The sequence below is a fragment of the Variovorax sp. PBS-H4 genome (assembly GCF_901827205.1).
Classification (GTDB): domain Bacteria; phylum Pseudomonadota; class Gammaproteobacteria; order Burkholderiales; family Burkholderiaceae_C; genus Variovorax.
On the sequence record NZ_LR594675.1, the window covers coordinates 5,605,279 to 5,631,034 of the forward strand.

At 67.5% G+C, this 25,756-nt stretch carries 23 protein-coding genes and 1 riboswitch; of the genes, 6 read left to right on the forward strand and 17 right to left on the reverse strand.

The features are described from left to right. Positions 1-8: 8 nt before the first annotated feature. From E5CHR_RS26805 to E5CHR_RS26815, 3 genes are read right to left on the reverse strand one after another with little or no spacing between them, the layout of a single operon-like run. Positions 9-1,622, reverse strand: a complete 1,614-nt coding sequence (locus E5CHR_RS26805; RefSeq protein WP_162582778.1) for a carboxyl transferase domain-containing protein — start codon at positions 1,620-1,622, stop codon at positions 9-11. A 31-nt stretch (positions 1,623-1,653) separates the two neighbouring features. Next, positions 1,654-3,357, reverse strand: coding sequence for an AMP-binding protein (locus E5CHR_RS26810; RefSeq protein WP_162582780.1), 1,704 nt, complete (start codon positions 3,355-3,357; stop codon positions 1,654-1,656). Positions 3,358-3,412: 55 nt separating this feature from the next. Beyond that, complete coding sequence (locus E5CHR_RS26815; protein ID WP_162582782.1) at positions 3,413-4,585, reverse strand: isovaleryl-CoA dehydrogenase; 1,173 nt, start codon at positions 4,583-4,585, stop codon at positions 3,413-3,415. A 181-nt stretch (positions 4,586-4,766) separates the two neighbouring features. Here E5CHR_RS26815 and E5CHR_RS26820 point away from each other — a divergent pair, with 181 nt between their 5' ends. Together E5CHR_RS26820 and E5CHR_RS26825 are read left to right on the forward strand one after the other, a co-directional pair. Further along, positions 4,767-5,786, forward strand: a complete 1,020-nt coding sequence (locus E5CHR_RS26820) for an AraC family transcriptional regulator (RefSeq protein ID WP_197893912.1) — start codon at positions 4,767-4,769, stop codon at positions 5,784-5,786. A gap of 74 nt (positions 5,787-5,860) precedes the next feature. After that, positions 5,861-6,058: a hypothetical protein gene (locus E5CHR_RS26825; protein ID WP_162582786.1), complete on the forward strand. Its 198-nt coding sequence runs from the start codon at positions 5,861-5,863 to the stop codon at positions 6,056-6,058. Positions 6,059-6,089: 31 nt separating this feature from the next. Here E5CHR_RS26825 and E5CHR_RS26830 read toward each other — a convergent pair whose 3' ends face one another. The 13 genes from E5CHR_RS26830 to E5CHR_RS26890 all read right to left on the reverse strand — a co-directional run bounded on the left by E5CHR_RS26830 (position 6,090) and on the right by E5CHR_RS26890 (position 20,516). Further along, a complete protein-coding gene (locus E5CHR_RS26830; protein WP_162583921.1) occupies positions 6,090-6,782 on the reverse strand; it encodes an HAD family hydrolase in 693 nt (230 codons plus the stop codon). 124 nt (positions 6,783-6,906) lie between these two features. After that, positions 6,907-8,790, reverse strand: a complete 1,884-nt coding sequence (thiC, locus tag E5CHR_RS26835; protein ID WP_162582788.1) for a phosphomethylpyrimidine synthase ThiC — start codon at positions 8,788-8,790, stop codon at positions 6,907-6,909. A 78-nt stretch (positions 8,791-8,868) separates the two neighbouring features. Continuing rightward, a riboswitch (TPP riboswitch) is annotated at positions 8,869-8,975 on the reverse strand. Positions 8,976-9,002: 27 nt separating this feature from the next. Beyond that, entirely contained in the window at positions 9,003-9,977 is a 975-nt protein-coding gene (locus tag E5CHR_RS26840) for a VTT domain-containing protein (RefSeq protein ID WP_162582790.1), read from the reverse strand. A 2-nt stretch (positions 9,978-9,979) separates the two neighbouring features. Next, on the reverse strand, positions 9,980-10,822 hold the full coding sequence (locus E5CHR_RS26845; RefSeq protein ID WP_162582792.1) for a DUF3047 domain-containing protein: 843 nt from the start codon (positions 10,820-10,822) through the stop codon (positions 9,980-9,982). Positions 10,823-11,026: 204 nt separating this feature from the next. Continuing rightward, positions 11,027-11,455 carry a YchJ family protein gene (locus tag E5CHR_RS26850; RefSeq protein ID WP_162582794.1) on the reverse strand — a complete coding sequence of 143 codons (429 nt, stop codon included), beginning with the start codon at positions 11,453-11,455 and terminating at the stop codon, positions 11,027-11,029. 74 nt (positions 11,456-11,529) lie between these two features. Further along, positions 11,530-13,053 carry an indoleacetamide hydrolase gene (iaaH, locus tag E5CHR_RS26855; protein ID WP_162582796.1) on the reverse strand — a complete coding sequence of 508 codons (1,524 nt, stop codon included), beginning with the start codon at positions 13,051-13,053 and terminating at the stop codon, positions 11,530-11,532. Positions 13,054-13,149: 96 nt separating this feature from the next. Then, complete coding sequence (locus E5CHR_RS26860) at positions 13,150-14,280, reverse strand: acyl-CoA dehydrogenase family protein (protein ID WP_162582798.1); 1,131 nt, start codon at positions 14,278-14,280, stop codon at positions 13,150-13,152. 18 nt (positions 14,281-14,298) lie between these two features. Further along, positions 14,299-15,546 (reverse strand): glutamate carboxypeptidase, encoded by a 1,248-nt coding sequence (locus E5CHR_RS26865; RefSeq protein ID WP_162582800.1) that lies wholly within the window; start codon positions 15,544-15,546, stop codon positions 14,299-14,301. Between the two features lie 136 nt (positions 15,547-15,682). Next, positions 15,683-16,201 (reverse strand): hypothetical protein, encoded by a 519-nt coding sequence (locus tag E5CHR_RS26870; RefSeq protein WP_162582802.1) that lies wholly within the window; start codon positions 16,199-16,201, stop codon positions 15,683-15,685. Between the two features lie 105 nt (positions 16,202-16,306). Next, entirely contained in the window at positions 16,307-17,491 is a 1,185-nt protein-coding gene (locus tag E5CHR_RS26875) for an acetyl-CoA C-acyltransferase (RefSeq protein WP_162582804.1), read from the reverse strand. A gap of 56 nt (positions 17,492-17,547) precedes the next feature. Beyond that, positions 17,548-19,359, reverse strand: a complete 1,812-nt coding sequence (gene aceK, locus E5CHR_RS26880; protein WP_162583922.1) for a bifunctional isocitrate dehydrogenase kinase/phosphatase — start codon at positions 19,357-19,359, stop codon at positions 17,548-17,550. Positions 19,360-19,363: 4 nt separating this feature from the next. Beyond that, entirely contained in the window at positions 19,364-20,083 is a 720-nt protein-coding gene (can, locus tag E5CHR_RS26885; RefSeq protein WP_162582806.1) for a carbonate dehydratase, read from the reverse strand. Positions 20,084-20,120: 37 nt separating this feature from the next. Continuing rightward, the gene (locus tag E5CHR_RS26890; protein ID WP_162582808.1) at positions 20,121-20,516 is read right to left on the reverse strand and encodes a MerR family transcriptional regulator; all 396 of its coding nucleotides are present in this window, start codon (positions 20,514-20,516) and stop codon (positions 20,121-20,123) included. A 94-nt stretch (positions 20,517-20,610) separates the two neighbouring features. Between E5CHR_RS26890 and E5CHR_RS26895 the strand changes: the two genes are divergently transcribed. From E5CHR_RS26895 to E5CHR_RS26910, 4 genes are all read left to right on the forward strand, one after another. Beyond that, complete coding sequence (locus E5CHR_RS26895; protein WP_162582810.1) at positions 20,611-21,672, forward strand: MBL fold metallo-hydrolase; 1,062 nt, start codon at positions 20,611-20,613, stop codon at positions 21,670-21,672. After that, positions 21,669-23,054 carry a leucine-rich repeat-containing protein kinase family protein gene (locus tag E5CHR_RS26900; protein ID WP_162582812.1) on the forward strand — a complete coding sequence of 462 codons (1,386 nt, stop codon included), beginning with the start codon at positions 21,669-21,671 and terminating at the stop codon, positions 23,052-23,054. The genes E5CHR_RS26895 and E5CHR_RS26900 overlap by 4 nt, the downstream gene beginning before the upstream one ends. Positions 23,055-23,062: 8 nt before the next feature. Next, a complete protein-coding gene (locus tag E5CHR_RS26905) occupies positions 23,063-23,956 on the forward strand; it encodes a pseudouridine synthase (RefSeq protein ID WP_232062203.1) in 894 nt (297 codons plus the stop codon). Positions 23,957-24,081: 125 nt separating this feature from the next. Continuing rightward, the gene (locus tag E5CHR_RS26910) at positions 24,082-24,852 is read left to right on the forward strand and encodes an SDR family oxidoreductase (protein ID WP_162582815.1); all 771 of its coding nucleotides are present in this window, start codon (positions 24,082-24,084) and stop codon (positions 24,850-24,852) included. Between the two features lie 25 nt (positions 24,853-24,877). Here E5CHR_RS26910 and E5CHR_RS26915 read toward each other — a convergent pair whose 3' ends face one another. Beyond that, positions 24,878-25,756 (reverse strand): M48 family metallopeptidase, encoded by an 879-nt coding sequence (locus E5CHR_RS26915; RefSeq protein ID WP_162582817.1) that lies wholly within the window; start codon positions 25,754-25,756, stop codon positions 24,878-24,880.

The window sequence follows — 25,756 nt, forward strand, 5'->3', positions numbered from 1 at the left end:
CCTTGGCGCTACATGCGGAAAATGCCGAAGCGCGGCTCGGGCACCGGCGCACGGCGCGCCGCGGCCAGGCCCAGCGCGAGCACGCGACGGGTATCGGCCGGGTCGATGATGCCGTCGTCCCACAGCCGCGCGGTGGCGTAGTAGGGGTGCCCCTGCTGTTCGTACTGATCGCGGATCGGCGCCTTGAAGGCTTCTTCTTCCTCCGCGCTCCACTGCCCGCCCTTGCCTTCGATGCCATCGCGCTTGACGGTGGCCAGCACGCTCGCGGCCTGCTCGCCGCCCATCACGCTGATGCGCGCGTTGGGCCACATCCAGAGGAAGCGCGGCGAATAGGCGCGCCCGCACATGCCGTAGTTGCCGGCGCCGAAGCTGCCGCCGATGATGACCGTGAACTTGGGTACGTTCGCGGTGGCGACCGCGGTCACCATCTTGGCGCCATGGCGAGCGATGCCTTCGTTCTCGTACTTGCGCCCGACCATGAAGCCGGTGATGTTCTGAAGAAACACCAGCGGGATCTTGCGATGGCAGCACAGCTCGATGAAGTGGGCTCCCTTCTGGGCCGACTCGGAGAACAGGATGCCGTTGTTGGCGACGATGCCCACCGGCATGCCCTCGATCTCGGCGAACCCGCACACCAGCGTGGCGCCGAAACGGGCCTTGAACTCGTGGAACTCGCTGCCGTCGACGATGCGGGCGATGATCTCGCGCACGTCGAAGGGCTTGCGGGTGTCGGTGGGGATCACGCCGTAGAGCTCTTCGGGCGCGAAGGCCGGCTGCCGAATCGTTTTCGGCTCGGCGCCCACGCCTTGGCTGCTCGTGGCGTTCAGGTTCATAACGGCTGCGCGCGCCAGTGCCAATGCATGCAAGTCGTTCTGCGCCAGATGGTCGGCCACGCCCGAAAGCCGTGTGTGCACGTCGCCGCCGCCCAGGTCCTCGGCCGTCACCACCTCGCCGGTGGCGGCCTTCACCAGGGGCGGGCCGCCGAGAAAGATGGTGCCTTGCTCCTTGACGATGATCGACTCGTCGCTCATCGCCGGCACATAGGCGCCGCCCGCCGTGCACGAGCCCATCACCACCGCGATCTGCGAGATGCCCTGGGCGCTCATGTTGGCCTGGTTGTAGAAGATGCGGCCGAAATGGTCGCGATCGGGGAAGACTTCGTCCTGGTTCGGGAGATTGGCCCCGCCCGAATCGACCAGGTAGATGCAGGGCAGACGGTTCTGCTCGGCGATCTCCTGCGCGCGCAGGTGCTTCTTCACGGTCATGGGGTAGTAGGTGCCGCCCTTCACCGTGGCGTCGTTGCACACGACCATGCAGTCGACACCGCTCACGCGTCCGATGCCGGCAATCAGGCCTGCGCCGGGCGCCGCACCGTGGTACATGGCGTGGGCTGCCAGCGGCGCGATCTCGAGGAAGGGTGTGCCCGGGTCCAGCAGCTGCGCCACGCGTTCGCGCGGCAGCAGCTTGCCCCGTGCCGTGTGCTTGCTGCGCGCGGCCTCGCCGCCGCCGGCCTCGACCTTGGCAAATTGCGCGTGCAGGTCTTCGACCAGAGCACGCATGGCCGAGGCGTTGGCCTGGAACTCGGCAGAGCGCGCGTTGAGTTTGGTTTCTAGTTGGCTCATGTTCAGCGGAGTTCGAATTCGAGGTTCGGCTTCATGCGGTCTTCTCCTCTCCAAGCCCCAGCTGCGCCTTCATTGCCTCGCGGATCTTGAACTTCTGGATCTTTCCGGTGACCGTCATCGGGAACTCCTTGACGAACTCGATGTACCTCGGGACCTTGTAGTGCGCGATCTGGCCCTTGCAGAACTCGCGCACCTCGTCGGCCGAGAGCGTCTGGCCCGGCTTCGGAATGACCCATGCGCACAGCTCCTCGCCATACTTCCTGTCGGGCAGGCCGACCACCTGCACGTCCTGGATCTTCGGATGGCGGTAGAGGAACTCCTCGATCTCGCGCGGGTAGATGTTCTCGCCACCGCGGATCACCAGGTCCTTGATGCGGCCGACGATGTTGACGTAGCCCTCGGCATCCATGGTGGCGAGGTCGCCGGTGTGCATCCAGCCCTGGGGATCGATGGCCTCGCGGGTCTTTTCCTCGTCGTCCCAGTAGCCGTGCATGACCGAATAGCCGCGGGTGCAGAACTCGCCCGAGATGCCGGGCGCAACGGTGGCGCCGGTCTCGGGGTCGACGATCTTGACCTCGAGGTGCGGCTGCACCTTGCCGACGGTGGAAACGCGCTTGTCCAGCGGCGTGTCGGTGGAGCTCTGGCAGCTCACAGGACTGGTCTCGGTCATGCCATAGGCGATGGTGATCTCGCGCAGGTGCATCTGGTCGACCACCCGCTTCATCACCTCCGTGGGACAGGGCGAGCCGGCCATGATGCCGGTGCGCAGCGTCGAGAAGTCGAACTCCTTGAAGCGCGGATGGTCCAGCTCGGCGATGAACATGGTGGGCACGCCGTGCAGCCCGGTGCAACGCTCGGCCTGCACCGTCTGCATCACGGTGAGCGGATCGAAGCCGTCGTTGGGATAGACGATGGTCGCACCGTGGGTGAGGCAGGCCAGGTTGCCCAGCACCATGCCGAAGCAGTGGTAGAGCGGCACGGGGATGCACAGGCGGTCTTCCGGCGTGAGCTTCATGCATTCGCCGATGAAGAAGCCGTTGTTGAGGATGTTGCGATGGGTCAGCGTCGCACCCTTGGGGAATCCGGTGGTGCCGCTGGTGAACTGGATGTTGATCGGGTCGGTGGCCTTCAGGGTCTTCGCGATCTCGGGCACGCGCGCGTCGCCGGCCTTGCCGGTCGCGAGCAGGGCCGAGAAGCGCATCAGCCCCGGCAGCTCCTCGCCCTCGCCGGCCCGGTCGATCCAGGCCACCGTGCGCAGGTGCGGCAGGCGCGCCGCCTGCAGCGCGCCGGGCTGCGCGCTCGCGAGCTCCGGCGCCAGTTCGCGCAGCATGCCGACGTAGTCGCTGGTCTTGAAGCGCGGCATCGTGACCAGCGCCCTGCAGCCCACCTTGTTGAGCGCGTACTCGAGCTCGGACGTGCGATAGGCCGGGTTGATGTTCACCAGGATGATCCCGACCTTGGCAGTGGCGAGCTGCATCAGCACCCAGGCCACGTTGTTGTGCGACCAGATGCCCACGCGGTCGCCGGGCGCCAGCCCCAATTGCAGCAGCGCGCTGGCCAGCCGGTCGGCTTCGCGCTGCAATTCGAGGTAGCTCAGGCGCCGTTGCTCGTGCGCGCTGACCAGCGCATCGCGATCGCCCTGGCGCCGGGCCATGTCGTCGAAGAAGTCGCCGAGGGTCTGCTCGATCAACGGAACATCGGTGGGGCCGCGATCGAGGCTCTCAGTCAAAGCCATATCGTCTCCTTGTCTTTGCTCCCTCTCCAAGAGGGAGAGGGGATGAAGTCCGATCTCAAGCCGTCTCCGCGAACAGCTCGCGCCCGATCAGCATGCGCCGGATCTCGCTCGTGCCCGCGCCGATCTCGTACAGCTTGGCATCGCGCCACAGCCGTTCGACCGGAAAATCCTTGGTGTAGCCCACGCCACCCAGCGCCTGGATCGCCTCGCCGGCCATCCAGGTCGCCTTCTCGGCCGAGTAGAGGATGGCGCCGGCCGCGTCCTTGCGGAAGGTGCGCGCATGGTCCTTGCGGTCGCAAGCCTTGCCCACCGCGTAGACATAGGCGCGGGTGGCCTGCCAGGTGGAATACATGTCGGCCAGCTTGCCTTGCATCAACTGGAATTCGCCGATGCTCTGGCCGAATTGCTTGCGCTCGTGGACGAAAGGGAGCACTGCATCCATGCACGCCGCCATGATGCCCAGCGGGCCGCCGGAGAGCACCGCGCGCTCGTAGTCGAGCCCGCTCATCAGCACCTTGGCGCCCTGCCCCTCGCCGCCCATCACGTTTTCCTCCGGCACCTCGCAGTTGTCGAAGAACAGCGGGAAGGTGTTGGAGCCGCGCATGCCCAGCTTGTCGAGCTTGGTGCCGGCCGAGAAGCCCTTGAAGCCCTTCTCGACGATGAAGGCGGTCATGCCGCGTGCGCCCATCTCGGGCTCGGTCTTGGCGTAGATGACGAGCGTGTCGGCATCGCCGCCGTTGGTGATCCACATCTTGCCGCCATTGAGCACGTAACGGTCGCCCTTCTTCTCGGCGCGAAGTTTCATGCTGACCACGTCGGAGCCGGCATTGGGTTCGCTCATCGCCAGTGCGCCCACATGCTCACCGCTGACGAGCTTGGGCAGGTATTTCTTCTTCTGCGCCTCGCTGCCGTTGCGGTGGATCTGGTTGACGCAGAGGTTGGAATGCGCGCCGTACGACAGGCCGACCGAGGCCGAGGCGCGCGACACTTCCTCCATGGCCACGATGTGCGCCAGGTAACCGAGCTCGGTGCCGCCGTATTCCTCTTTGACCGTCATGCCGTGCAACCCGAGCTCGCCGAGCTTTTTCCAGAGGTCGTGGGGAAAGAGGTTCTCGCGGTCGATCTCGGCAGCCCGCGGGGCGATCTCGTGGGCGGCGAAATCTGCCACCGCGTCGCGCAGCGAATCGATGGTGTCGCCCAGATCGAAATTGAGGCCGGGATCGTGCATGGGGTGTCTCCTTGGATGCGGATGATTCGTTTCGCGCGCCGAACAAATCCCGCGCGGGCAGTCGCAGCTTACGCCGGCTTCCGTTGCATTTGGCGTCACAATGGTTGCATATCGCGCCATTGAAATCTCCGTTTTCGTGACCGCTTCTCCTTTCAAGCCAGCCCGCCGCGCGGCCACGCCCATGGCCTTTGTCCGAGCGATCGTCCAGGGTTACGCGCGATACGGCAAGGACCCTTCCGAGGCACTGGCACAGGCACGGATTGCGCCGCGGGAGCTGCGATTGCAGGATGGCCGCGTGACCGCAGCGCAGTTCGAGGCTTTGTCGGGCCACGCCATGCAGGAGCTGGACGACGAGGCGCTCGGGTGGTTCAGCCGCCGCCTGCCCTGGGGCACTTACGGCATGCTATGCCGCGCCTCGCTGAGCTCGCCCGACCTCGGCGTGGCCATCAAGCGCTGGTGCCGCCATCACCGCCTGCTCACCTCGGACATCAGCCTCGAGTTCCAGGCGACCGGCGGCGTGGCGACGGTGTCGATCCGCGAGAACGTGGACCTGGGCGAACTGCGCGAGTTCTGCCTGGTGTCCAACCTGCGCTTCCTGCACGGCTTTGCTTCCTGGATCATCGATTCGCGGGTGTCGCTGCGCGCGGCCCGGTTTCCCTTCGATGCGCCGCCGCACCGCGAGGCCTATCCCCTGATGTTCGGCGGCGAGCTGCAGTTCGGGGCCGAAGCCGCGAGCTACAGCTTCGACGAACGCTACCTGGCGATGCCGCTGCGCCGCGACGAGCAGGCACTGCGGACCATGCTGCGGCGCGCCTTGCCGCTGACGGTGCTGCAGTACCGCCGCGACCGACTGCTGGGCCAGCGGGTGCGAGAGCTGCTGCGCGCCCACGGGCGGCAGGCGGGGACGGCCGAGGCGCTGGCCACGCTGTTGAATCTCTCGACCCGCACCCTGCACCGCCAACTGCGGGAAGAGGGCGTCTCGCTGCAGCAGCTCAAGGATGCGGTGCGCCACGAACAGGCGGCCGAGCAATTGCGCCGCACTGAACGCCCGATCAAGAACATCGCGCTCTCCGTCGGATTCCGCAATGAGAAAAGCTTCTCGCGAGCGTTTCACGCCTGGGCAGGGGTAACGCCCGGCGCATTCCGGCGTGCCAGCCCAGATAGTGCATCGGGAAGCTTGCCTCGCCGCGACAATTCGTGACAAAGTTCGTGGCTGCACCGGACACGGCTTGCCCGACTGTTTCCGGCCCTGTTTTCTCGCCCTAGGATCGAGGCATGCACATCCCCGACACCGATACTTCCGAATACGCGGCGCTGATCGAGTTCGCCGCCACCTCCGGTCGGTCGCGCATCCATCCCAACGTCGAGAAGAATGCCGGCCAGCTCATCGCCCGTTTCTGGTCGACTCGCGCTCGAGCCATGACCGAGGCGCTGGCCGCAGTGGCCAAGGCCGCGACCGAGCGTCGCAGCTGACTCTTCTTTTCCGCTGCCCGCGCCTGCGGCCTCAGACCGAAGCGCCCCGCCATGTCGCCAGCAAGGCAGGCAGTTCTGCCATGTCGCTGAACACATGCGCCACGCCGGTTGCACGCAGCGCCTCCGGGCCGCTGTGGCCCAGGTCGGAGGGGCTGTAGCCGAACACGGTGGCGCCCGCCGCGACGCCGGCGGTGGCACCGGTCACCGTGTCCTCGACCACCGCGCAGCGCGCCGGTTCCACGCCCAGCGCCGCGGCTGCCGCCAGGTAAACGTCGGGCGCCGGCTTGGAGCGCGGCGTCTCGTGGCCGCTGAAGATGCGGCCCTCGAAAGCGTCCAGCAGGCCGATCTTCTCCAGCTGTAGCCGGACCTTGTGCCGGTCCGCGCCCGAGGCGCAGGCAATGCGGCCGGCGGTGCTCGCGTGCAGGCTGCGCACGGCAGACGGCGCCCCGGCGATCTCGACCAGGTCGCGGTCCAGCGCCTCGTTGCGTCTCGCCCGGAACTCGGCCAGCCAGTCGGGCGTGACGGTGAAACCGGTCATGGCCTCGATCAGCGGAGCCTCGTCCTTCACGGCTTTGCCGGTAAAGATGCGCATCGCCTCCGCAACCGTGAGCTTCCAGCCGAGCTCGCCGAGCATTTCGGCGAGCACGCGGTTGGTGATGGGTTCGGAGTCGACGAGCACGCCGTCGCAGTCGAAGAGGACGGCGTCGAAGGGAAAGGAAGGCAAGGAAGGCATGGGGCGATCGTAAGCAATACGCCCCCACGCTCGGCCACTGTGTACTCGCCGCCCCCGAGGGAGGCTGCCTTGGGGCGGCCCGGCGCCGGCCGGATCGCCCCCGTGCGGCCCGGCTTCAGCCCGGCTGGATCGGGATGTACATCTCGCCGCCCGCAGCCTTGAACTCGGCCGACTTGCCCGCCATCCCGTCGGCCACGGCCTGGTCCTCGGCGAGGCCCCGCGCGGCGGCGTATTCGCGCACTTCCTGCGTGATCTTCATCGAGCAGAACTTCGGGCCGCACATCGAGCAGAAGTGTGCCACCTTGCTGGAGTCCTTGGGCAAAGTCTCGTCGTGGAACTCGCGCGCGGTGTCGGGATCCAGGCCAAGGTTGAACTGGTCCTGCCAGCGGAACTCGAACCGTGCCTTGGACAGCGCGTCGTCCCGTGCCCGCGCGCCCGGATGCCCCTTGGCGACGTCGGCCGCATGCGCCGCGATCTTGTACGCGATGATCCCCTGCTTCACGTCTTCGCGGTCCGGCAGGCCCAGGTGCTCCTTGGGCGTGACGTAGCACAGCATGGCGGTGCCGGCCCACCCGATCATGGCGGCGCCGATGGCGCTCGCGATGTGGTCGTACCCTGGCGCGATGTCGATGGTCAGCGGGCCCAGGGTGTAGAAGGGCGCCTCGTGGCAGTGCTTGAGCTGCTCGTCCATGTTGGCCTGGATCATGTGCATGGGCACGTGCCCCGGGCCTTCGATCATCGTCTGCACGTCGTGCTTCCATGCGATCTGCGTGAGCTCGCCCAGTGTGCGCAGCTCGGCGAACTGGGCCTCGTCGTTCGCGTCGGCGGCGCAGCCGGGACGCAAGCCGTCGCCCAGCGAGAAGCTCACGTCGTAGGCCTTCATGATCTCGCAGATGTCTTCGAAGTGCGTGTAGAGGAAGCTCTCCTGATGGTGCGCGATGCACCACTTGGCCATGATCGAGCCGCCGCGCGAGACGATGCCGGTGCGGCGATCGGCCGTGAGATGGATGAAAGGCAGCCGCAGGCCCGCGTGGATGGTGAAGTAGTCGACGCCCTGCTCGGCCTGCTCGATCAGGGTGTCGCGGTAGATCTCCCAGGTGAGGTCCTCGGCGACGCCTCCGACCTTCTCGAGCGCCTGGTAGATCGGCACGGTACCGATGGGCACCGGGCTGTTGCGCACGATCCAGTCGCGGGTGGTGTGGATGTTGCGGCCGGTGGAAAGGTCCATCACGTTGTCGGCGCCCCAGCGGATGGCCCACACCAGCTTCTCCACCTCCTCCTCGATGCTGGAGGTCACGGCGGAGTTGCCGATGTTGGCGTTGATCTTGACCAGGAAGTTGCGCCCGATCGCCATCGGCTCGACCTCGGGATGGTTGATGTTGGCCGGAATGATGGCGCGCCCGCGTGCGACTTCGTCGCGAACGAATTCCGGCGTGATGAGCTTCGGGATCTGCGCGCCCATCGGGTTGCCGGCGAGGCGCTTCTCGCGCGCGGCATCGGCCAGGTATTCGGCCATCCATTCGCGCTTGCCGTTCTCGCGCAGGGCCACGTACTCCATCTCCGGGGTCACGATGCCGCGGCGCGCGTAGTGCATCTGGCTCACGTTGCGGCCCGGCAAGGCACGTCGCGGCTGGCGCTGCAGCCCCGAGGCGGCGCTGCGCAGCTCGGAGAGCTTCTGGGCATCCCGATCCGCGTGGGTGGCACCGTCGTCGAGCATCTGGCGGATGCGCCCGATGTAGGGTTCGCTGTCGTTGCGCTCGGCAATCCAGGCGCCGCGCACGCTGGGCAGGCCGCGGCGAACGTCGATATCGGCGGACGGGTCGGAGTAGGGTCCGGAGGTGTCGTAGAGCGAGACCGTCTCGCCGTTGGTCAGTAGCACGTCGCGCACGGGCACGCGCACGTCGGCGCGGCGCGGGCTCGCGATGGCGCTCTTGGTCGAGGCAGGGAACGGCTCGCGCGTGAGCGTGAGCAGCGAGGCGAATTTGTCAGGGGCATTCATGCGGGGCACTCCTTCGGGTGGATGGGGTGCTCCGCGATCGCTCCAGAATCGGCTCGGCGGAAATGAAGTTGTCCGTGGCCGGGGAGTCGCAGCTCTTCTTACGCTGGTATGAACCAGTTCAAGTTCGCGGGTTCGGCCGCTTGGCCATCTCAGCACGCATCGCGCGTACACCCCGGAGCGGAACCGATTCTAGGCCCGGTGCGCAAGAAGCATCAAGCCGGATGTGCGGCGACATCCGCATCGACGTCGAGCGGGGCCGGCTCCGAGGCCAGCGCCTCGGCAGCGGCCCAGGCCGCGATGCCGCCGGCGAGCACGCGCACGCGCGGCAGGCCAGCCTTCGCCAAAAGTCGCGCAGCGGCAATGGCGGTCTCGTCGTTCGGGCAGTCGCAGAACACCACCACCTCGCGCGCGGCCCGGAATTCGGGCAGGCGGTCCGTCAACTCGCGGTACGTGATGCCGACGGCGCCAGGCACGGACCGGTCATCGATCCTGCGCGATTCGGGGGAACGCAGGTCGACGATCATGAGGCGCGCGCTGGCGGCGACCGCCTCGCGCAGCGCACTGACTTCGACGTGCACGATGTCGTCGGCCCGCCGCGTGATGCGGCGCTCGCGATACCGCCAGGCAACGAAGATGGCCAGCAGCAGTGTGCCTACCAGCGTCGCCGTGAGGCCGACGCTCGACATCACCGCCAGCACGTCCTGGATCGCGGCATGGAACAGCCCGCCGAGTGCCAGGAAGCCCAACGCCCAGATCAGCGCCGCCAGCGTTTCGAAGGCCAGGAACCGCGCGTTCGACATGCCCAGGGCGCCGGCCATCGGCGGCGCCACCACCGACACGCCGGGCACGAACTTGGCCGCGATCAGCGACAGACCGCCCCAGCGGCCCAGAATGGACTCGCTGCGCCGCACACAGTTGTCGGCCGACAGCGAGACGCGGCACAGCAAGCGCATCACGCGGTAGCCCCAGCGCCGCCCGGCCAGGAACCACGCGCCGTCGCCGAGGATGTTCCCCAGCACGGCGGCAAGCAACACGGCCATGAAGGACAGTTGCCCGTCAACGGCGAGCCCGCCAGCCACGACGAGAAAGGGCGCGGCCGGCACGGGCGCGCCCAGGCGGGTCGCCAGCGTGGCGAGGAAGACCACGGCGGCGCCCTGCGCGGAGAGAAGAGCGATGAAGTCGTTCATCGCTATTCCGCCGTGCCGGCGCGCGCCGGCGGGAGTTGGACCCCGGCGCTGCGGGTGGTCGCGATGCTGCGCAGGTCGATGTCGGAGAAATAGGCCAGGCCATGGCCCTGGGTGTTGTCGGCGTCGGCCGAGACTGCAACCGCCACCACGTCGGGCAACGCGTCTCCCGCTTCTTCGCCGAAGGCGCGCTTGTAGTCGGCGAGCAAGTTGCGGCGTTCGCTCACGAAGGCCGCCGGGTTGGCTGCCGCGCCGGACTCAAGCACCACCATGCGCATGCGCTGGGTAAAGGCGTTGACCAGCGCGGCGCCCTTGGCTTCCGTCTTGTCCCATACGTAGCAGAGCGCCTCGCTGGGCACCTCTTCGCCCGTGGTGCGGCGCGCCAGCGCGAGGCGGGTGCGCTCGCCGAAGGACAGGCGATCGGCGGGGAAGTCGAAGAAGACGCAGAGCTTGGCGGCGCCGTCATCGCCGGCGCGGGTGCGCAGGTTGGCGCCCTCGACGAAGGTGTCGACGCGCCAGCGCCAGGCCAGCGTGGTGGAGGAATTAAGCGACACGCGCGTGGCATGCACGAGGTTGCCGTAGGACTGGTCAGCCTCGACCTTCAGCACTTTCTGCGCGCCCTCCTGGACCACCTCGAAGCGGGTCGGCGCCTTGTTGGGCAGGCTGGTGAAGCGCCATGGCTGGGGCGCCTGGGCACTGCGCGCGGCAGAGAAGGGTGTCACCAGGACCTCGTCGGCATGGGCGGCCGGCGCAGCGAGCCACAGGGCGGCAACAGCGACAGTCGCAGCCGGCACCGCGCCGATCCAGCGGGATGCGGTCGAGATGATCGTGCTGTACTTCGTCGCCATGGTGTCCTCAAGGGTGGGTCTGCGTTGTGCGGTCTGCGGTCTGAGCGTGAGGAGAGTGTGGGGGCAGGAGCGCCAGGGATAAAGTAGCCAAAAGGAATCGGACTGTCGCCGAATCGCGCACAATGCGCAGCCTTGCTACCAAATATGTAGCAAGCAATGCCCACCGCATGGGGGCACCCCGTCATTGTCCAGTGCAGGAACGATTCAGCGCATCATTCCATCGAGGTAGTACCAACGGAGGAGATCGCCCTCGCCCTTCTCTCGCACGAAGCGGCTGCGCTCCGCGATTCGGGTGGCCGCGCCCGAGCGGTTGCGCTGGCGGGCCACGAACTCGACCTCGGCATGGTCGGAATCGCGCTCGACATGGCCACGTACCTCCAGGCCCAGCCATCTGACGCCGGGCTCGAAGTCGAGTCGATCCGGGCGGTGCGAGGGATGCCAGGTCGCCAGCAGGTAATCGGCCCGCTCGCGCACGAAGGCGGTGTAGCGCGAGCGCATCAGGGATTCGGCGTCCGGCGCGGGCGTCTGCGTGAAATGGTCCAGGTAGCGGCCGCAGCATTCGGTGTACGGCAGCACGGTGCCGCGGCGGTCTTGGCCGCCGCAGGGGCAGGGATCGGGCTCGGGTCTGGGCATGAGGGAGCGTAGGTCCAGGCATTCTGCAAGTCCCGGGGCCCGGCGCTGGAAGCGCGGGGGCCGGAACGCGCGCACTACTTGGCAGGTGCAGGCAACCGCCCCAGCACACCCTCCACAGCCAGACCCACCGCCAGCAGCCGGCGATCGCTGCCCGCTGGCCCGTCGAGCTCCAGTCCCACAGGCAGATTGCTGGTGGCGCCCAGCCCGGCAGGCAACTGCAGCCCCGGAATGCCGGCGTTGCTGCCTGGGTCGGTGTTCTGGATCAGGAGGCCGAAGTTCTCGATGCTGCTGGACTCGGGCGTGGCGGCCAGCGCGACGCGCGGCACGGTGGGAAAGACGAGCGCATCGAGCCGGTGCTCCTTGAAGGTATCGCGGTAGAGCTTCTGCAGCGCCGGCCGGGCTTTGCGCATCGCGTTGTCATAGGCCGGCTTCGCGTCGACCACTCCTTGTGCCGCCGGCAGCTTGCGCGGCAGCACCAGGCCTTCGAAGGTGCCCTTGACGTCCGGGCTCGCGATGCCGGCGGCCACCTGGCGGATGTCGACACCGGCGCGGTTTTTCTGCAGGTAGGCGCCGAGGTCGTCGTAGATCTCGTAGAGCGCGACCGGAAAGCTGACCGCTCCGTTGAGCTCGCTCAGCGCGGGCATCTCGACATCGACCAGTGTGACGCCGGCTTCGCGCAGCTTGCCGAGCGCCGCCTCCGTGGCGGTGCGGGTGTCTTCGTCGAGGTTGGCGTAGAACGCCTTCGCCACGCCCAGCCGGACACGCTTGAGGTCCGCCGGCACCACCGGCGCGCCGCCGGCAATGACGCCGTCCAACAGCGCCAGGTCGGCCACCGAGAGTGCCATCGGCCCGGCCGTGTCGCGCGTATGCGAGATCGGCACCATGCCCTGCTGCGAATAGCGCCCCACAGTAGGACGCAGCGCGGCGCAGCCATTGAAGGCGCACGGAATGCGCACCGAACCACCGGTGTCGGTGCCCAGCGCGGCAGGCACCATGCGCGCGCCAAGCGCCGCGCCATTGCCCGACGAGGAACCGCCTGCGATGCGCGTTGCGTCATAGGCATTGCGCACGCCGACATCGGGCCCGGTCTGGAAGGCCGGGTTGTAGCCGGTCACGCCGAAGGCCAGCTCGTGCATGTGGGTCTTGCCCAGCACCACGGCACCGGCAGCGCGCAGCTTCGCGACCACCGGCGCATCGGCCTTGGCGACAAAGCCCTTGAGCGCAGGGGTGCCCGCGCTGGCCGGCAGGCCCTGGACCTGGATGTTGTCCTTGATCGCGACCGGCAGCCCGCCCAGCGGCTTGCAGCGGCCGCCACTGCGGCGCGCCGCGTCGGCAGCCCTCGCGGCCTGGAGCGCGCCTGTCTCGTCCAAGGTGATGAAAGCGTTGAGTTGCGGCTTGACCTTGGCCTGGGCGAGGTAGGCCGTCACCAATTGCTCGCTGGTCAGCGAGCCCGCGCACAGGCGCTGTGCGGCTTCGCTGGCGGTCAGCGTGGCGAGGTCCGGCGGCGCACCCTGCGCGCCCGCCGATGAAGCGAGGGCTGCAGCGCACAGCGCGAGCGCAATGGCGCGGAAGGACGATGTGCGGCAATCGATGAACATGGCAGCGCCTCCGTGAAACGAAGGCCCGATGGTGCCCCGTCGCGTCGCGCTTGTCTGTCATCCGTCTCGATGACGGCAGCCAGCCGCAACGGCGATTCAGGCCAGCGCTCGCTGGATCAGCAGCTTCTGGATGTCCGACGTGCCTTCGTAGATCTGGCACACGCGCACGTCTCGGTAGATCCGCTCCAGCGGAAAGTCGTTGACGTAGCCATAGCCGCCCAGCGTCTGAAGGGCTGCGCTGCAGACACGCTCGGCCATTTCGCTGGCGAACAGCTTGGCCATCGCGGCCTCCTTCAGGCAGGGCAGGCCGGCATCGCGCAGGCTGGCCGCATGCCAGATCAGCTGGCGCGCCGCCTCTAGCTGCGTCGCACAGTCTGCAAGCCTGAAGCCCACGGCCTGCTGTTCGAAGATGGGGCCACCGAAGGCTTGGCGCTCCTTGGCGTAGGCAAGGGCGACCTCGAATGCACTTCGCGCCATGCCCACGCTCTGCGCCGCGATGCCGATGCGCCCACCCTCGAGCGCGCTGAGGGCGATCTTGTAGCCCTCGCCTTCCTGGCCGATCAGGTTCTCGGGCGGAACGCGGCAGCCATCGAAGTTGACCTGCGCGGTGTCGCTCGAATGCTGGCCGAGCTTGTCCTCCAGCCGCGCCGCGGTGTAGCCGGGCGCGTCGGTGGGCACGATGAAGGCGCTCATCCCGCGCTTGCCCGCACCCTTGTCGGTGACGGCGATCACGATCGCGACCTGGCCGTTCTTGCCGCTGGTGATGAACTGCTTGACGCCGTCGATCACCCAGCCGTCCGCGTCCTTGCGCGCGGTGGTGCGCAGCGAGGAAGCATCGCTGCCGGCCTGCGGCTCGGTCAGGCAGAAGGCGCCGAGCATCCGGCCCTGGGCCAGCGGCTGCAGCCACTTCTTTTTCTGCGCCGCGTTGCCGTAGCGCATGAGGATGGCATTGACCGGGCAGTTGGTGACGCTGATGGCGGTGCTGGTGCCGCCATCGCCTGCTGCGATCTCCTCCAGCACGAGGGCGAGCGTCAGGTAGTCGAGGCCGGCGCCGCCGTCGTCTTCGGGCACGCAGATGCCGTAGGCGCCCAGTGCCGCAAGGCCGGCGTGGGCTTCCTTCGGAAAGAGGTGCTCGCGGTCCCAGCGTGGCGCGTTGGGCCAGAGCTCGGCCTGGGCGAAGGTGCGCACCGCGTCGCGGATCGCTTCCTGGTCGGGAGTCAGCAGCATGGGGCTCCTTGCCGGTAGTTATTTCGACGCGCCGAGGTCCATGATCAGCTTGCTGGCCATGTACAGGCGGCGCGGGATGGCGTCGATCATCACGTACTCGGCCGAATCGCTGTGGTAGCCGAAGCCGGGCAGCCCCAGGCTCTCGATCACCGGCTTGCCCGAGAGCGCGGCATAGGCGGCATCGGTGCCGCCGCCGGTGCGCTCCTCGATGCCCAGCGTGCCGCCGGCCTCCTTGTAGTAGGCAACCGCCTTGTCCACCAGCTTCTTGCCGCCTTCGCCCGCATTGAATGCCGGTCGTCCACGGGTGACCAGCACCTTGACCTCCGCATCCTTGAGCTTCTTCTTCTGGGCGCGTTCTTCCAGCGTCTTCATCGCCGCCTCGAAGTCTTCGTTGCGTGCATAGCGCACGTCGGCGTTCAGGCTCGCGCTGTCAGGGATGATGTTGGACACGGCGCCTGCCTTGGCGATGGTCCAGTTGAAGCGCAACTGCTTGGACTTGTCGTCGAGGTCCAGGGTGCGCAGCACCAGGTCGGAAGCCTCGACCAGGGCGTTGACGCCGAGTTCGGGGGCCGCGCCGGCGTGCGATGCCTTGCCCTTGATGTTGACCTGCACATAGGCGATGCCCGAGGTGCCCAGCGACAACTTCTCGGACTCGGCGCCGGTGGGCTCGAAGGACAGCACGTAGTCGCTGGCTTTCGCCTCTTCCTGGATCAGGTCGCGCGAACCGAAGGAACCTTTTTCCTCGTCGGTGTTGAACAGCACGGTGATCGTGCCGAAATCCTCGAAGCCCCGTGCCTTCAGGAGCTTGAGCGTGTGCAGGATCACCGCGTTGCCGCCCTTGTCGTCGGCGATGCCCGGGCCGTAGGCCTTGTTGCCTTCGACGCGGAACGGCGCCTTGGCCAGGATGCCCTTCAGGTACACGGTGTCCATGTGCGACAACAGCAGGATGTTCTTGCCGCCCTTGCCCTTGAGCTTGCCGACGATGTTGTCGCCCACGACGATGCCGGCCGACTTGCTGCGCGTGACGGTGAAGCCCAGGGTCTTGAGCTCGTCCTCCAGCATCTTGCCGGCTGCAGCCAAGCCTTCGGCATCGCCGGTGCCGGTCTCGATGTTGACCAGCCGCTCCAGCGTCTTGACAACCGCAGGCTGCTCGGCGGCGGCGGCACTGAACAGGCCGTCGTCGCGCCCCTGGCTCCAGGCAGCCGGCGGGAGAAAAGCACAGGCGAGCAGCGCAGTGAGCGCATGGCGATGAAAGGCCGATTGCATGACGAAGGCTCGAAAAGTTGGGGAATGATTATTCTAGGGAGCGCTCTGGCTTGCCCGGCAGGCGCACGCCGTCGGCCACGAAATGTCACCGTGCGCCCCGAAAGCGGCCCAAAAGTGTCAGTGCCGGCGCGGTGATTCAGGCCGCCAGCAAGGCAGCAGCGGCCTTGGCGATGGCGCGCGCGTTCAGCTGTGCCGCCGTGCGCAGCACGCCTTGCCAGTAGCGTTCGACGGCCTCGAGGCCGCCGGCCTTCTCCTGCTGCTCGAAAGGCATGCGAAGCGACCAGTCGCCAAGGCCCAGGAAATGAATGCGGAAGACCTCGCCATGAAACTCCGCGGTCTCTTCCGCGGTGACGTCGCGCATGATCAGCGGGCCCTTGTCGAACTGCAGGCCAAGGCTGTCGAGATAGCCGCAAGCCATGGCCAGCCGGATCTGCGTCAGCTCGCCGGCGTGCAGGCGTTGCGCCGTCTCCAGCCGCACGCCCGGCACCGTTGCAAGCCGAAGCTCGGACGCGGAACCGCCGCCGATCTCGCCGGCGGCCCAGCATGCATAGTAGTAACCGTGATCGGCCAGGTAGCTGTAGACGGAGCCGACCCGCCCCTGGCCCAGCAGCAGGCGAAGCTTCCTGAACTGGGCCTGCGAGATCGGTGAGGGCATTGAAAGGGCTCCGTATTGAAAAGGTTGCACGCTGCGCGAAGACGATCATGGCCGACGCGCAGCGCCGTCGCGGCGCTGCAACTGCAGTTATCGTGCCGGCCGGCTTCAGACCAGCTCGAGCGCGACCGCCGTGCCCTCGCCACCGCCGATGCAGAGCGTGGCAACGCCGCGCTTCTTGCCCTTTTGCTGAAGCGCATGGATCAGCGTGACCATGATGCGCGCGCCGCTGGCGCCGATCGGATGGCCCAGCGCGCAGGCACCGCCATGCACGTTGACGAGCGCGTGCGAGACGTCGAGTTCATGCATCAGCGCCATCGGCACCACCGCGAAAGCCTCGTTGACCTCCCAGAGGTCGACGTCCTTCACGCCCCAGCCCGTCTTCTTGAAGAGCTTGGCGACGGCGCCCACCGGCGCGGTCGAGAACCACTCCGGCTGCTGGGCATGGGTGGCGTGGCCGAGGATGCGGGCAATGGGCTTGGCGCCCAGCTTCCTGGCCGTGCTCTCGGTCATCATGACCAGCGCCGCGGCGCCGTCGTTGATCGAGGAGCTGGAGGCGGCGGTGATGGTGCCGCCGTCCTTCTTGAAGGCCGGCTTGAGGGTGGGGATCTTGTCCAGCTTGACCTTGCCCGGGCCCTCGTCGATCTCGATCAAGGTGTCGCCGCCGCGGCCCTTGACCAGCACCGGCGCGATCTCGGCCTTGAAAGCACCCGATGTGGTGGCGGCCTTGGCGCGCTCCACGCTGGCGATCGCGAACTCGTCCTGCTGCTGGCGGGTGAACTTGTACTTGGCCGCGCAGTCCTCGCCGAAGGTCCCCATCGAGCGGCCGGGCTGGTAGGCGTCCTCCAGTCCGTCGAGCATCATGTGGTCGAAGATGCGGTCGTGGCCCATGCGGTATCCGCCGCGGCCCTTGAGCATCAGGTAGGGCGCGTTGGTCATGCTCTCCATGCCGCCGGCCACCATCACGTCGTGCGTTCCGGCCAGCAGCAGGTCGTGCGCAAGCATCGCCGCCTTCATGGCCGAGCCGCACATCTTGCTGAGGGTCACGGCCCCCGCGCTGTCGGGCAGGCCGCCCTTGTAGGCCGCCTGCCGGGCCGGCGCCTGGCCCTGGCCGGCCATCAGGCAGTTGCCGAACAGCACCTCGCCGACTACGTCGGGCGCAATGCCTGAACGCTCGACGGCGGCCTTGATGGCCACGCCGCCCAGGTCGTGCGCGGCAAGAGAAGAAAAGTCGCCCTGGAAGCCGCCCATGGGGGTGCGCGCGGCGCCGACGATCACGATAGATTCGGACATGAAGTGCTCCTTGTGAAGTTGTAAGACAAGCGGGCTGCAGGGCGCCCTAACTCGATTCAGAAGTAAGGCGCATGGCCATCGTGCTGAAAGCGCTGCGCCTCGTCGTAGGGAAAAACGTCCAGCATCTGCCCGGCCTGGATGCGCTCCTTGTGGCTCTGCCAGAAGGCCGCGTCGAGCAGGTCGGCGTGGTGGGCCATGAAGGCCTCGCGCACCGCTTCGTTGCCGAGCAGGAAGGGGCCGAAGGTCTCGGGGAACACGTCCTTCGGCCCGACCGAGTACCAGACCTCGCCGCTCATCTCGTCCTCCTCGGTGCGAGCTTCCGGCACGCGGCGGAAGTTGCACTCGGTGAGGTACTCGATCTCGTCGTAGTCGTAGAACACCACCTTGCCGCCGCGCGCGACGCCGAAGTTCTTCCACAGCATGTCGCCGGGAAAGATGTTGGCAGCGACCATGTCCTTGATGGCATTGCCGTATTCGACGACCGCGTGCTCCAGCTGCTTGCCCGCCCGCTGGGCGTGCTCCGGATGCTCGAGCTGGTCGAAGGCCTCCTGCAGATAGATGTTGAGCGGGATCATGCGGCGCTCGATGTAGACATGCTTGAGCACCAGCTCCATTTCCCCATTGCCGTCGCGGTCGCCGATCTCGAGCTGGCTGGGCGCGAACTGCCTGATCTCCTCGATCAGCTCGGGCTCGAAGCGGTCCAGCGGAAAGCCGACATCGCTGTACTCGAGCGTGTCGGCCATCCGGCCCACGCGATCGTGCTGCTTCACCAGCATGTACTTGCCCTTGATCTGCTCGCGCGTGGTGTCCTTCTGCGGCGGGTAGAAGTCCTTGATGACCTTGAACACGTAGGGGAAGGAGGGCAGGTCGAACACGAGCATCACCATGCCCTTGATCCCGGGCGCGATGCGGAACCGGTCGGTCGAGTAGTTCAGGTGATAGAGGAAGTCGCGGTAGAAAAGCGTCTTGCCCTGCTTTGCCAGCCCGAGGGCGTTGTAGATCTCGGCGCGCGGCTTGCGCGGCATCAGCGAGCGCAGGAACTGCACGAAGGCCGAAGGCACCTCCATGTCGACCATGAAGTAGGCCCGCGCAAAGCTGAAGAGCATCTGCAGGTCTTCCTCGCCGAAGAGCGCAGCGTCGATGTAGAACTTGCCGGCGCGGTCATGCAGGATCGGCAGCGCGAAGGGCAGCTCGATGAAGCCGTTCATGATCTTTCCCACCACGTACGCGCCCTTGTTGCGGTAGAACAGGCCGGACAGCACCTGCAGCTGGAAGTTTGCGCGCAGCTTGACCTGGTGAAAGCGCCCGAGGATGGCTGCCGCCACGCGCTCGGCATCGCGCTGGATATCGGCAAAGCGGCCCTGCAGCGCATAGTCCTCGAGCAGCCCGCGCACCGTATCGGCCAGCGTGTGCTGCTCGGGGTAGTAGGCGCGGTACGTCGGCGCGCCGCGCGCCTCGATGTACTCGGTGCTGATGGCCGGCCGCACGAAAATGAAGTCGTTCTGGAAGTAGGCGCGGTGCAGGATCTTGGTGGTGACCGAGTTGAAGAAGGTCTCGGCCAGCTCCGGCTGGTGGTGGTCGACCAGGAGGCCGATGAAGTGCAGCTTGACCTGGTGCCAGACATCCATGGGCTGCTCGCCGGCCTTGAACTCTTTCTCGAGCCGGGCCACCGCCTCGCTCACGCGCAGGTCGTAGAACTCGATGCGCTCGCGCTGGGCCCGCTGCTGGCCGTGCCAGTCGGCCGTCTCGAAGCGGTGCTTGGCGCGCGCCGATTCGGCCCGAAACAGCCGGTAGTGGCGGTCGAAGCCGTCGCGCATCGCTTTGGCGATGTCGTAGGCGAGCGGGGAATCGAGGCGCTGGGGAAACATGCGTTCACGGCTCAGCTTGCGCCGGGTCGACATCGACCTGCGGCTTCTCGGCCCGCTTGCTCCACTTGTAGCGGATGCGCTGGACGGCCGCCTTGTACAAAGCCTCGATGGGCTTGACGCCATCGAGCGTCATGCCGAGGTCCTGCAGCAGGCCGTCGTGCACGCCGAAAGCCCAGCCGTGAATGGAGACGGATTGCTTGCGGCTCCACGCATCCTCCATCACGGTGCTGACGGCGACGTTGACCACCTGCTCCGTCACGTTGAGTTCGCACAGCGCGTCGGCACGCAGTTCTTCGGGCAGGGAATTGAGCAGCACGCGATGGCGGTCGCGCACGTCCTGGATATGACGGATCCAGTTGTCGGCGAGGCCGATGCGCGCGCTGTCGAGCGCCGCCTGGACGCCGCCGCAACCATAGTGGCCCACCACCATGATGTGCTGGACCTTGAGCCGTTCGACGGCGAACTGGATCGCCGACAGCGCGTTGAGGTCGGAATGCACGACGATGTTGGCGACGTTGCGATGCACGAACACCTCGCCCGGCTCCAGCCCGGTGATCTGGTTGGCGGGCACGCGGCTGTCAGAGCAGCCGATCCACATGTACTTGGGCGTCTGCTGCTTCACCAGGCTGGTGAAGAAGCCGGGACGATCCCGTTCCATGCGCGCTGCCCACGAACGGTTGTGGGCGAAGAGATCCTCCAGGTTGTCGGGCGTGTCGTTTTCCATGGGTCGTGCTTGGTGAGTGAGGGACGATGATGGGGCCTCAACGGGCCTTCGGCTTGGACGCGCGGGTCAGGGCGGCACGGGCCTGCTTCTCCTGCGCGCGGATTTCGGCCAGGTTGGCCTGCAATTCCTCCATTTGTGCCTCGAGCTGGGTGCGATGACTGCCGAGCACGCCGAGGAAACGCTGTAGCTGCGGCACGGTGTCGCGCGGGCTGTCGTACATGTCGAGGATTTCCTTCACCTCGTTGAGTTTCAGGCCGAGGCGCTTGGCACGCAGCGTGAGCCCCAGCCGCGTCCTGTCGCGCGCGGTGTAGACGCGCTGCTGGCCGGCGCGCTCGGGGGCGAGCAGACCCATGTCCTCATAGAAACGGATCGCACGCGTGGTGAGGTCGAATTCGCGGGCGAGTTCGCCGATGGTGAAGGTCTGCGAGGACATCGGTGGGTCAATTGCGCAGGCGACAGCAGCTTCGGGCCTGACTACCTACAATGATGGGTCTTCCCCATGACGTTTACGTTAACGTCAATCCTACATGAACTTGCTCGAACGCGAACTCCACTACCCTCACGGCGACACGCTGCCCGAACCGGGCCGGACCTTCGAAGTGGCGCCGGGCGTGCGCTGGCTGCGCATGGCGCTCCCCTTCGCGCTCGACCACATCAACCTCTGGCTGCTGCGCGACAGCATCGACGGCACTGAGGGCTGGACGGTGGTGGACTGCTGCATCGCGCACGAGGCATCGCGCGCGCAGTGGGAGCAGATCTTCGCGAATGAGCTCGAGGGCCTGCCGATCCTGCGCGTGATCGTCACGCACATGCACCCCGACCACATCGGCCTGGCCGATTGGCTTTGCAAGCGCTGGAACGCGCCCCTGTGGATCAGCTCGACCGACTATCACGTCGCGCGCGTGCTCACCAGCAACGGCGACACGCTGGCCGGCGGAGATGCGGCAGCGGACTTCTTCGTTTCGCACGGCATGGCCGATGCCAAGGCGCTGGCGGTCATCCGCGGCCGCACCAGCTACTACGCGGACATGGTGCCCTCGGTGCCGGCGAACTTCGTTCGGATGCTCGACGGCGACACGGTCCGCATCGGGGGGCGCGCCTGGCGCTGCATCAGCGGCTACGGGCACGCGCCGGAGCACATCTCGCTGTATTGCGAGGAGCTCAATGCGCTGCTGGGCGGCGACATGATGCTGCCGCGCATCTCCACCAATGTGAGCGTGCACGCAGGGGAGCCGGAAGCCAACCCGCTGCGCCTGTTCCTCGACAGCATCGAGCGTTTCAACGAACTGCCGGCGAATGCGCTGGGCCTGCCTTCGCATGGCAAGCCATTCACCGGCATCCACCAGCGCGTGAAGCAGCTGCAGGACCACCACCGCGACCGCCTGGCCGAGCTGCTGGAGGCGTGCGCGGCGCGGCCGCTCAGCGCGGCCGAGGGCCTGCCGGTCCTGTTCAAGCGCGCACTCGACGTGCACCAGACCACCTTCGCCCTGGGCGAGACCGTGGCGCACCTGCACCTGCTGTGGTTCGAGGGACAGTTGCAGCGACGCAAGGACGAGGACGGCGTCTGGCGCTTCGGCGTGTTGTCATGACCGCTGGCCGGCCGCCCGAGGGCGGTCGCACGGCGGCGGAAAGCGAAGCGACGCCAACCACCCCATTGGAGCGGCTTCGCAGCGGCCAGCTGGCGGGGGCGCGACGCCTTGCCTTGCGCTGCGGCCTCACCGAGTTCCCGCGCGAGATCTTCGCGCTGGCCGATACGCTCGAGGAGCTCGACCTCTCAGGCAATGCACTGTCGGCGCTGCCCGAAGATCTTGGCCGGCTGCACCGGCTGCGCGTGCTCTTCTGCTCCGACAACCGCTTTACCGAACTGCCCACCGCGCTGGGCCGGTGCGGCAGCCTCGACATGATCGGCTTCAAGGCCAACCGCATCCGCACGGTGCCGCCCGAGGCGCTGCCGCCCGCGCTGCGCTGGCTGATCCTGACCGACAACGAGATCGATGCGCTGCCGCGGACGATCGGCCGCTGCACCCGGTTGCAGAAGCTGATGCTGGCCGGCAATCGCCTCGAGAGCCTCCCGGCCGAACTGGCCGGCTGCCGCGCGCTGGAACTGCTGCGCATCTCGGCCAATCGACTCGAGGCCCTGCCGGACTGGCTGCCTGCCCTGCCCCGGCTCGCTTGGCTGGCCTTTGCAGGCAACCCCTTTGCGGACCGGGCGGAAACCGCCGCTGCGGAGGCTGCAGCCATCCCGGCAGTCGACTGGCGGTGCCTGTCGCCGCGCGACAAGCTGGGTGAAGGCGCCTCCGGCGTGATCCACAGCGCCGACTGGACCCAGGCAGACGGCAGCATTCGGCCCGTCGCCGTGAAGCTGTTCAAGGGCGAGGTGACCAGCGACGGCTGGCCGCACAGCGAGATGGCCGCCTGCATCGCCGCCGGTGCGCATCCGAACCTGATCGCAGTCGAGGGCCGGATCCTGGCCCCCCCTGAAGGCGCAACCGGCCTGGTGCTGGCGCTGGTGGACCCGCGCTTCCGCAATCTGGCCGGCCCACCCAGCCTGGAGTCCTGCACGCGTGACGTCTATGCCGATGACGCCAGCTGGCCAGTAACCGCGGCCCGGCGGCTGGCCCGCGGAATCGCTTCGGCCGTCGCGCAGTTGCACGCGCACGGCATCGTGCATGGCGACGTCTACGCCCACAACATCCTCTGGGACGGCGAGGGCAACGGCCTGCTGGGCGACTTCGGCGCCGCATCCTTTCTGCCGCCGGACAACACGGGTCAGTCGCTCGCACTGCAACGCATCGAGGCGCGCGCCTTCGGCCTGCTGCTCGGGGAGTTGCGCTCGCGCTGCCGCGCCCAGGACGATGCAGACCGCGCCGTGCTGGAACGATGGGCCGAACTCGAAAGGCGCTGCACGCAGCCAGAGGCCGCCGCGCGGCCGCGGCTGGCGGAAATCGCCTCGGCCCTGACCGCTGTCTGAGGCCTGCCGTGCCTGCCGCGCCGCTACCCACCCGCGATGGCGTCGGGCCGAGCCGTGTTGCGCTGCCGCCGGGCCCCTGGACCACCATCGCCGAGTTCCTGGTCGAGCGCTTCGCCGCCATTCCGCGCACCGAGTGGGAGGCGCGAATGCGCGCGGGGGATGTGGTGGACGAGCGGGGCCTCCCCGTCACGCCGACCCGGCCGTACCAGCCGCGGCTGCACGTCTTCTACTACCGCTCACTCGACAGCGAGCGGGTCGTGCCATTCGAGGAGACGGTGCTCTTCCGGGACGAGCACCTGCTCGCCGTCGACAAGCCGCACTTCCTGACGGTGGCACCGGTGGGCAAGTATGTGCAGCAGAGCCTGCTGGTGCGCCTGCAGCGCAAACTGGGCCTGGACCAGCTCGCGCCCCTGCACCGCATCGACCGCGAGACCGCCGGCCTGGTGCTGTTCTCGGTGCAGCCGGCCACACGCCATGCGTACCACGCGCTGTTCGCCGCGCGTGCCATCACCAAGGGCTACGAGGCCATCGTGCCGTGGCACGGCACGCCGGACCTGCCCGCGGTGCGCCGCAGCCGCGTGATCGACGACACGCATTTCATGCGCATGCGCGAAGTGGAAGGCGAGCCCAATGCCGAGACCCGCTTCGAGCTGCTGGAGGTCCGCGACGGCTGGGCCCGCCTGTTCCTGTCGCCGCTGACCGGCCGCCGCCATCAGCTGCGCGTGCACTGTGCCGCCCTGGGCTTGCCGATCCGCCACGACACGCTCTATCCCACGCTGCAGCCCGAAGGTGCGGACGAATTCGACCGGCCCCTGCAGTTGCTGGCCAAGTCGCTGGCGTTTCGCGACCCGCTCGACGGGCGGCCGCGCGCCTTCGAGAGCCTTCGCTCCCTCGCCTTGTAGCGAACCCCTCGGCCTTCGAACAACCTGGCGCTGGAACACGAAGCGCCGGAGCCGCTGGCGCCAAGGTGACGCCGTGCAATGCCCGCACGCACTAAGCTTGTCCTGAACCTCAGGAGACACAGCGCATGGACACCACCCGACTCTTCTCTCTTGCCGGCCGCACGGCCCTCGTTACCGGCGGCTCGCGCGGTATCGGCCGCATGATCGCCGAGGGCTTCCTGGCCCAAGGCGCGCGCGTCTACATCTCGGCGCGCAAGGCCGACGCCTGCGACCAGACGGCGAAGGAGCTCTCCGCGTTCGGCTCCTGCATCTCGCTGCCGGCGGACGTCTCGACCGTCGAGGGCGCGCACGCGCTGGTGCAGGCCTACGCCAGGCACGAGAGCACGCTGGACATCCTCGTCAACAACGCCGGCGCCGCCTGGGGCGCGCCCTACGAGGAGTTCCCGGAAAGCGGCTGGGACAAGGTGGTGGACCTCAATCTCAAGACGCCCTTCTTCCTGACCCAGGCGCTGACGCCGATGCTCAGGAAGGCGGCCACCGATCATCTGGCGAAGGTGATCAACATCGCCTCGATCGATGGCATCTCCGTCAATCCGCAGGAAACGTACTCGTACGCGGCGAGCAAGGCCGGCCTGATCCAGCTCACGCGCCGCATGGCGCTGCGCCTGGCGCAGGAGCGCATCGTCGTCAGCGCAATCGCACCTGGCGCCTTCGCCTCGAACATGAACAAGGACGCGCGCGATCATGGCGAAGAGATCAAGGGCCGCATTCCGGCCGGGCGCATCGGCGAGCCGGAGGACATGGCAGGCGCCGCGATCTACCTGGCCTCCAGGGCCGGTGACTACGTGATGGGCTCGACGCTCATCGTCGATGGCGGCGTGACGCACGCGCGCTGAGGCATCGACCGCTGCCGACAAGACCTCACCACTTCGGAACCGGCTGCTCCTTGAGCTGCTGCCGCAGATCGTCGTAGTCGGGCACCACGGTTTCTACCGTCTCCCAGAAGCGCGCACTGTGGTCCATCACCCGCAGATGGGCCAGCTCGTGAGCGACCACGTAGTCGATCACCGGGAGCCGGAAGTGCACCAGCCGCCAGTGCAGGCGGATCGCGCCGTCGACCCGCGCGCTGCCCCAGCGCGTCGACGCATTCGACAGTGTCAGCTTGTTCCAGGACACGCCGAGGCGCGGCGCGAAGTGGTCCAGGCGCTCGGTGAAGATGCGCCGTGCCTGGCGCATCAGCCAGGCCTGCGCGGCATCCCGGATCTGCGCCGGGCTGGCGTTGTTCGCCAGTGCCAGGCGCAAGGTGCGCGTCTGCGCGCCGACTCCAGGGTCGAGCATCGCACCCACGCCCTCGAAGCCGTGATGCGGGTCGAGACGCACCACCACCGGCTCGCCGAGGAACGGAAAGCTCACGCCGTCGCGCCAATCGATGCGCGTGGCCTCCAGCTTCGCATGGCGCTGCTGCGTCTCGGCCAGCTTGCGCAAGATCCAGCCGGACTTTTCCTTCACCGCGGCATCGACGTCGCGCAGCGCGACCCAGCGCGGCGCGCGCACCGTCAAGCCTTCGGCGCCCACGATGAACCCGATGGTGCGGCGCTTGCCGCGCGTGAACTCGTAGGCCACGCGTGCGTTCCCCAGCGTGAGCTCGCGCGTGGCGCGCGGATGGATGAAGCTGGCCGGGCTTGTCGCGTCTGCCAGGAAGATTGCCGGTGGCGCGGCACTTTCCGCTGGCGCGGGCGGAGCCGGCGGCGGCACCGGCGCGTCGAACAGGTCGAGCGTGAACTGCAGCAAGCCGCGCAT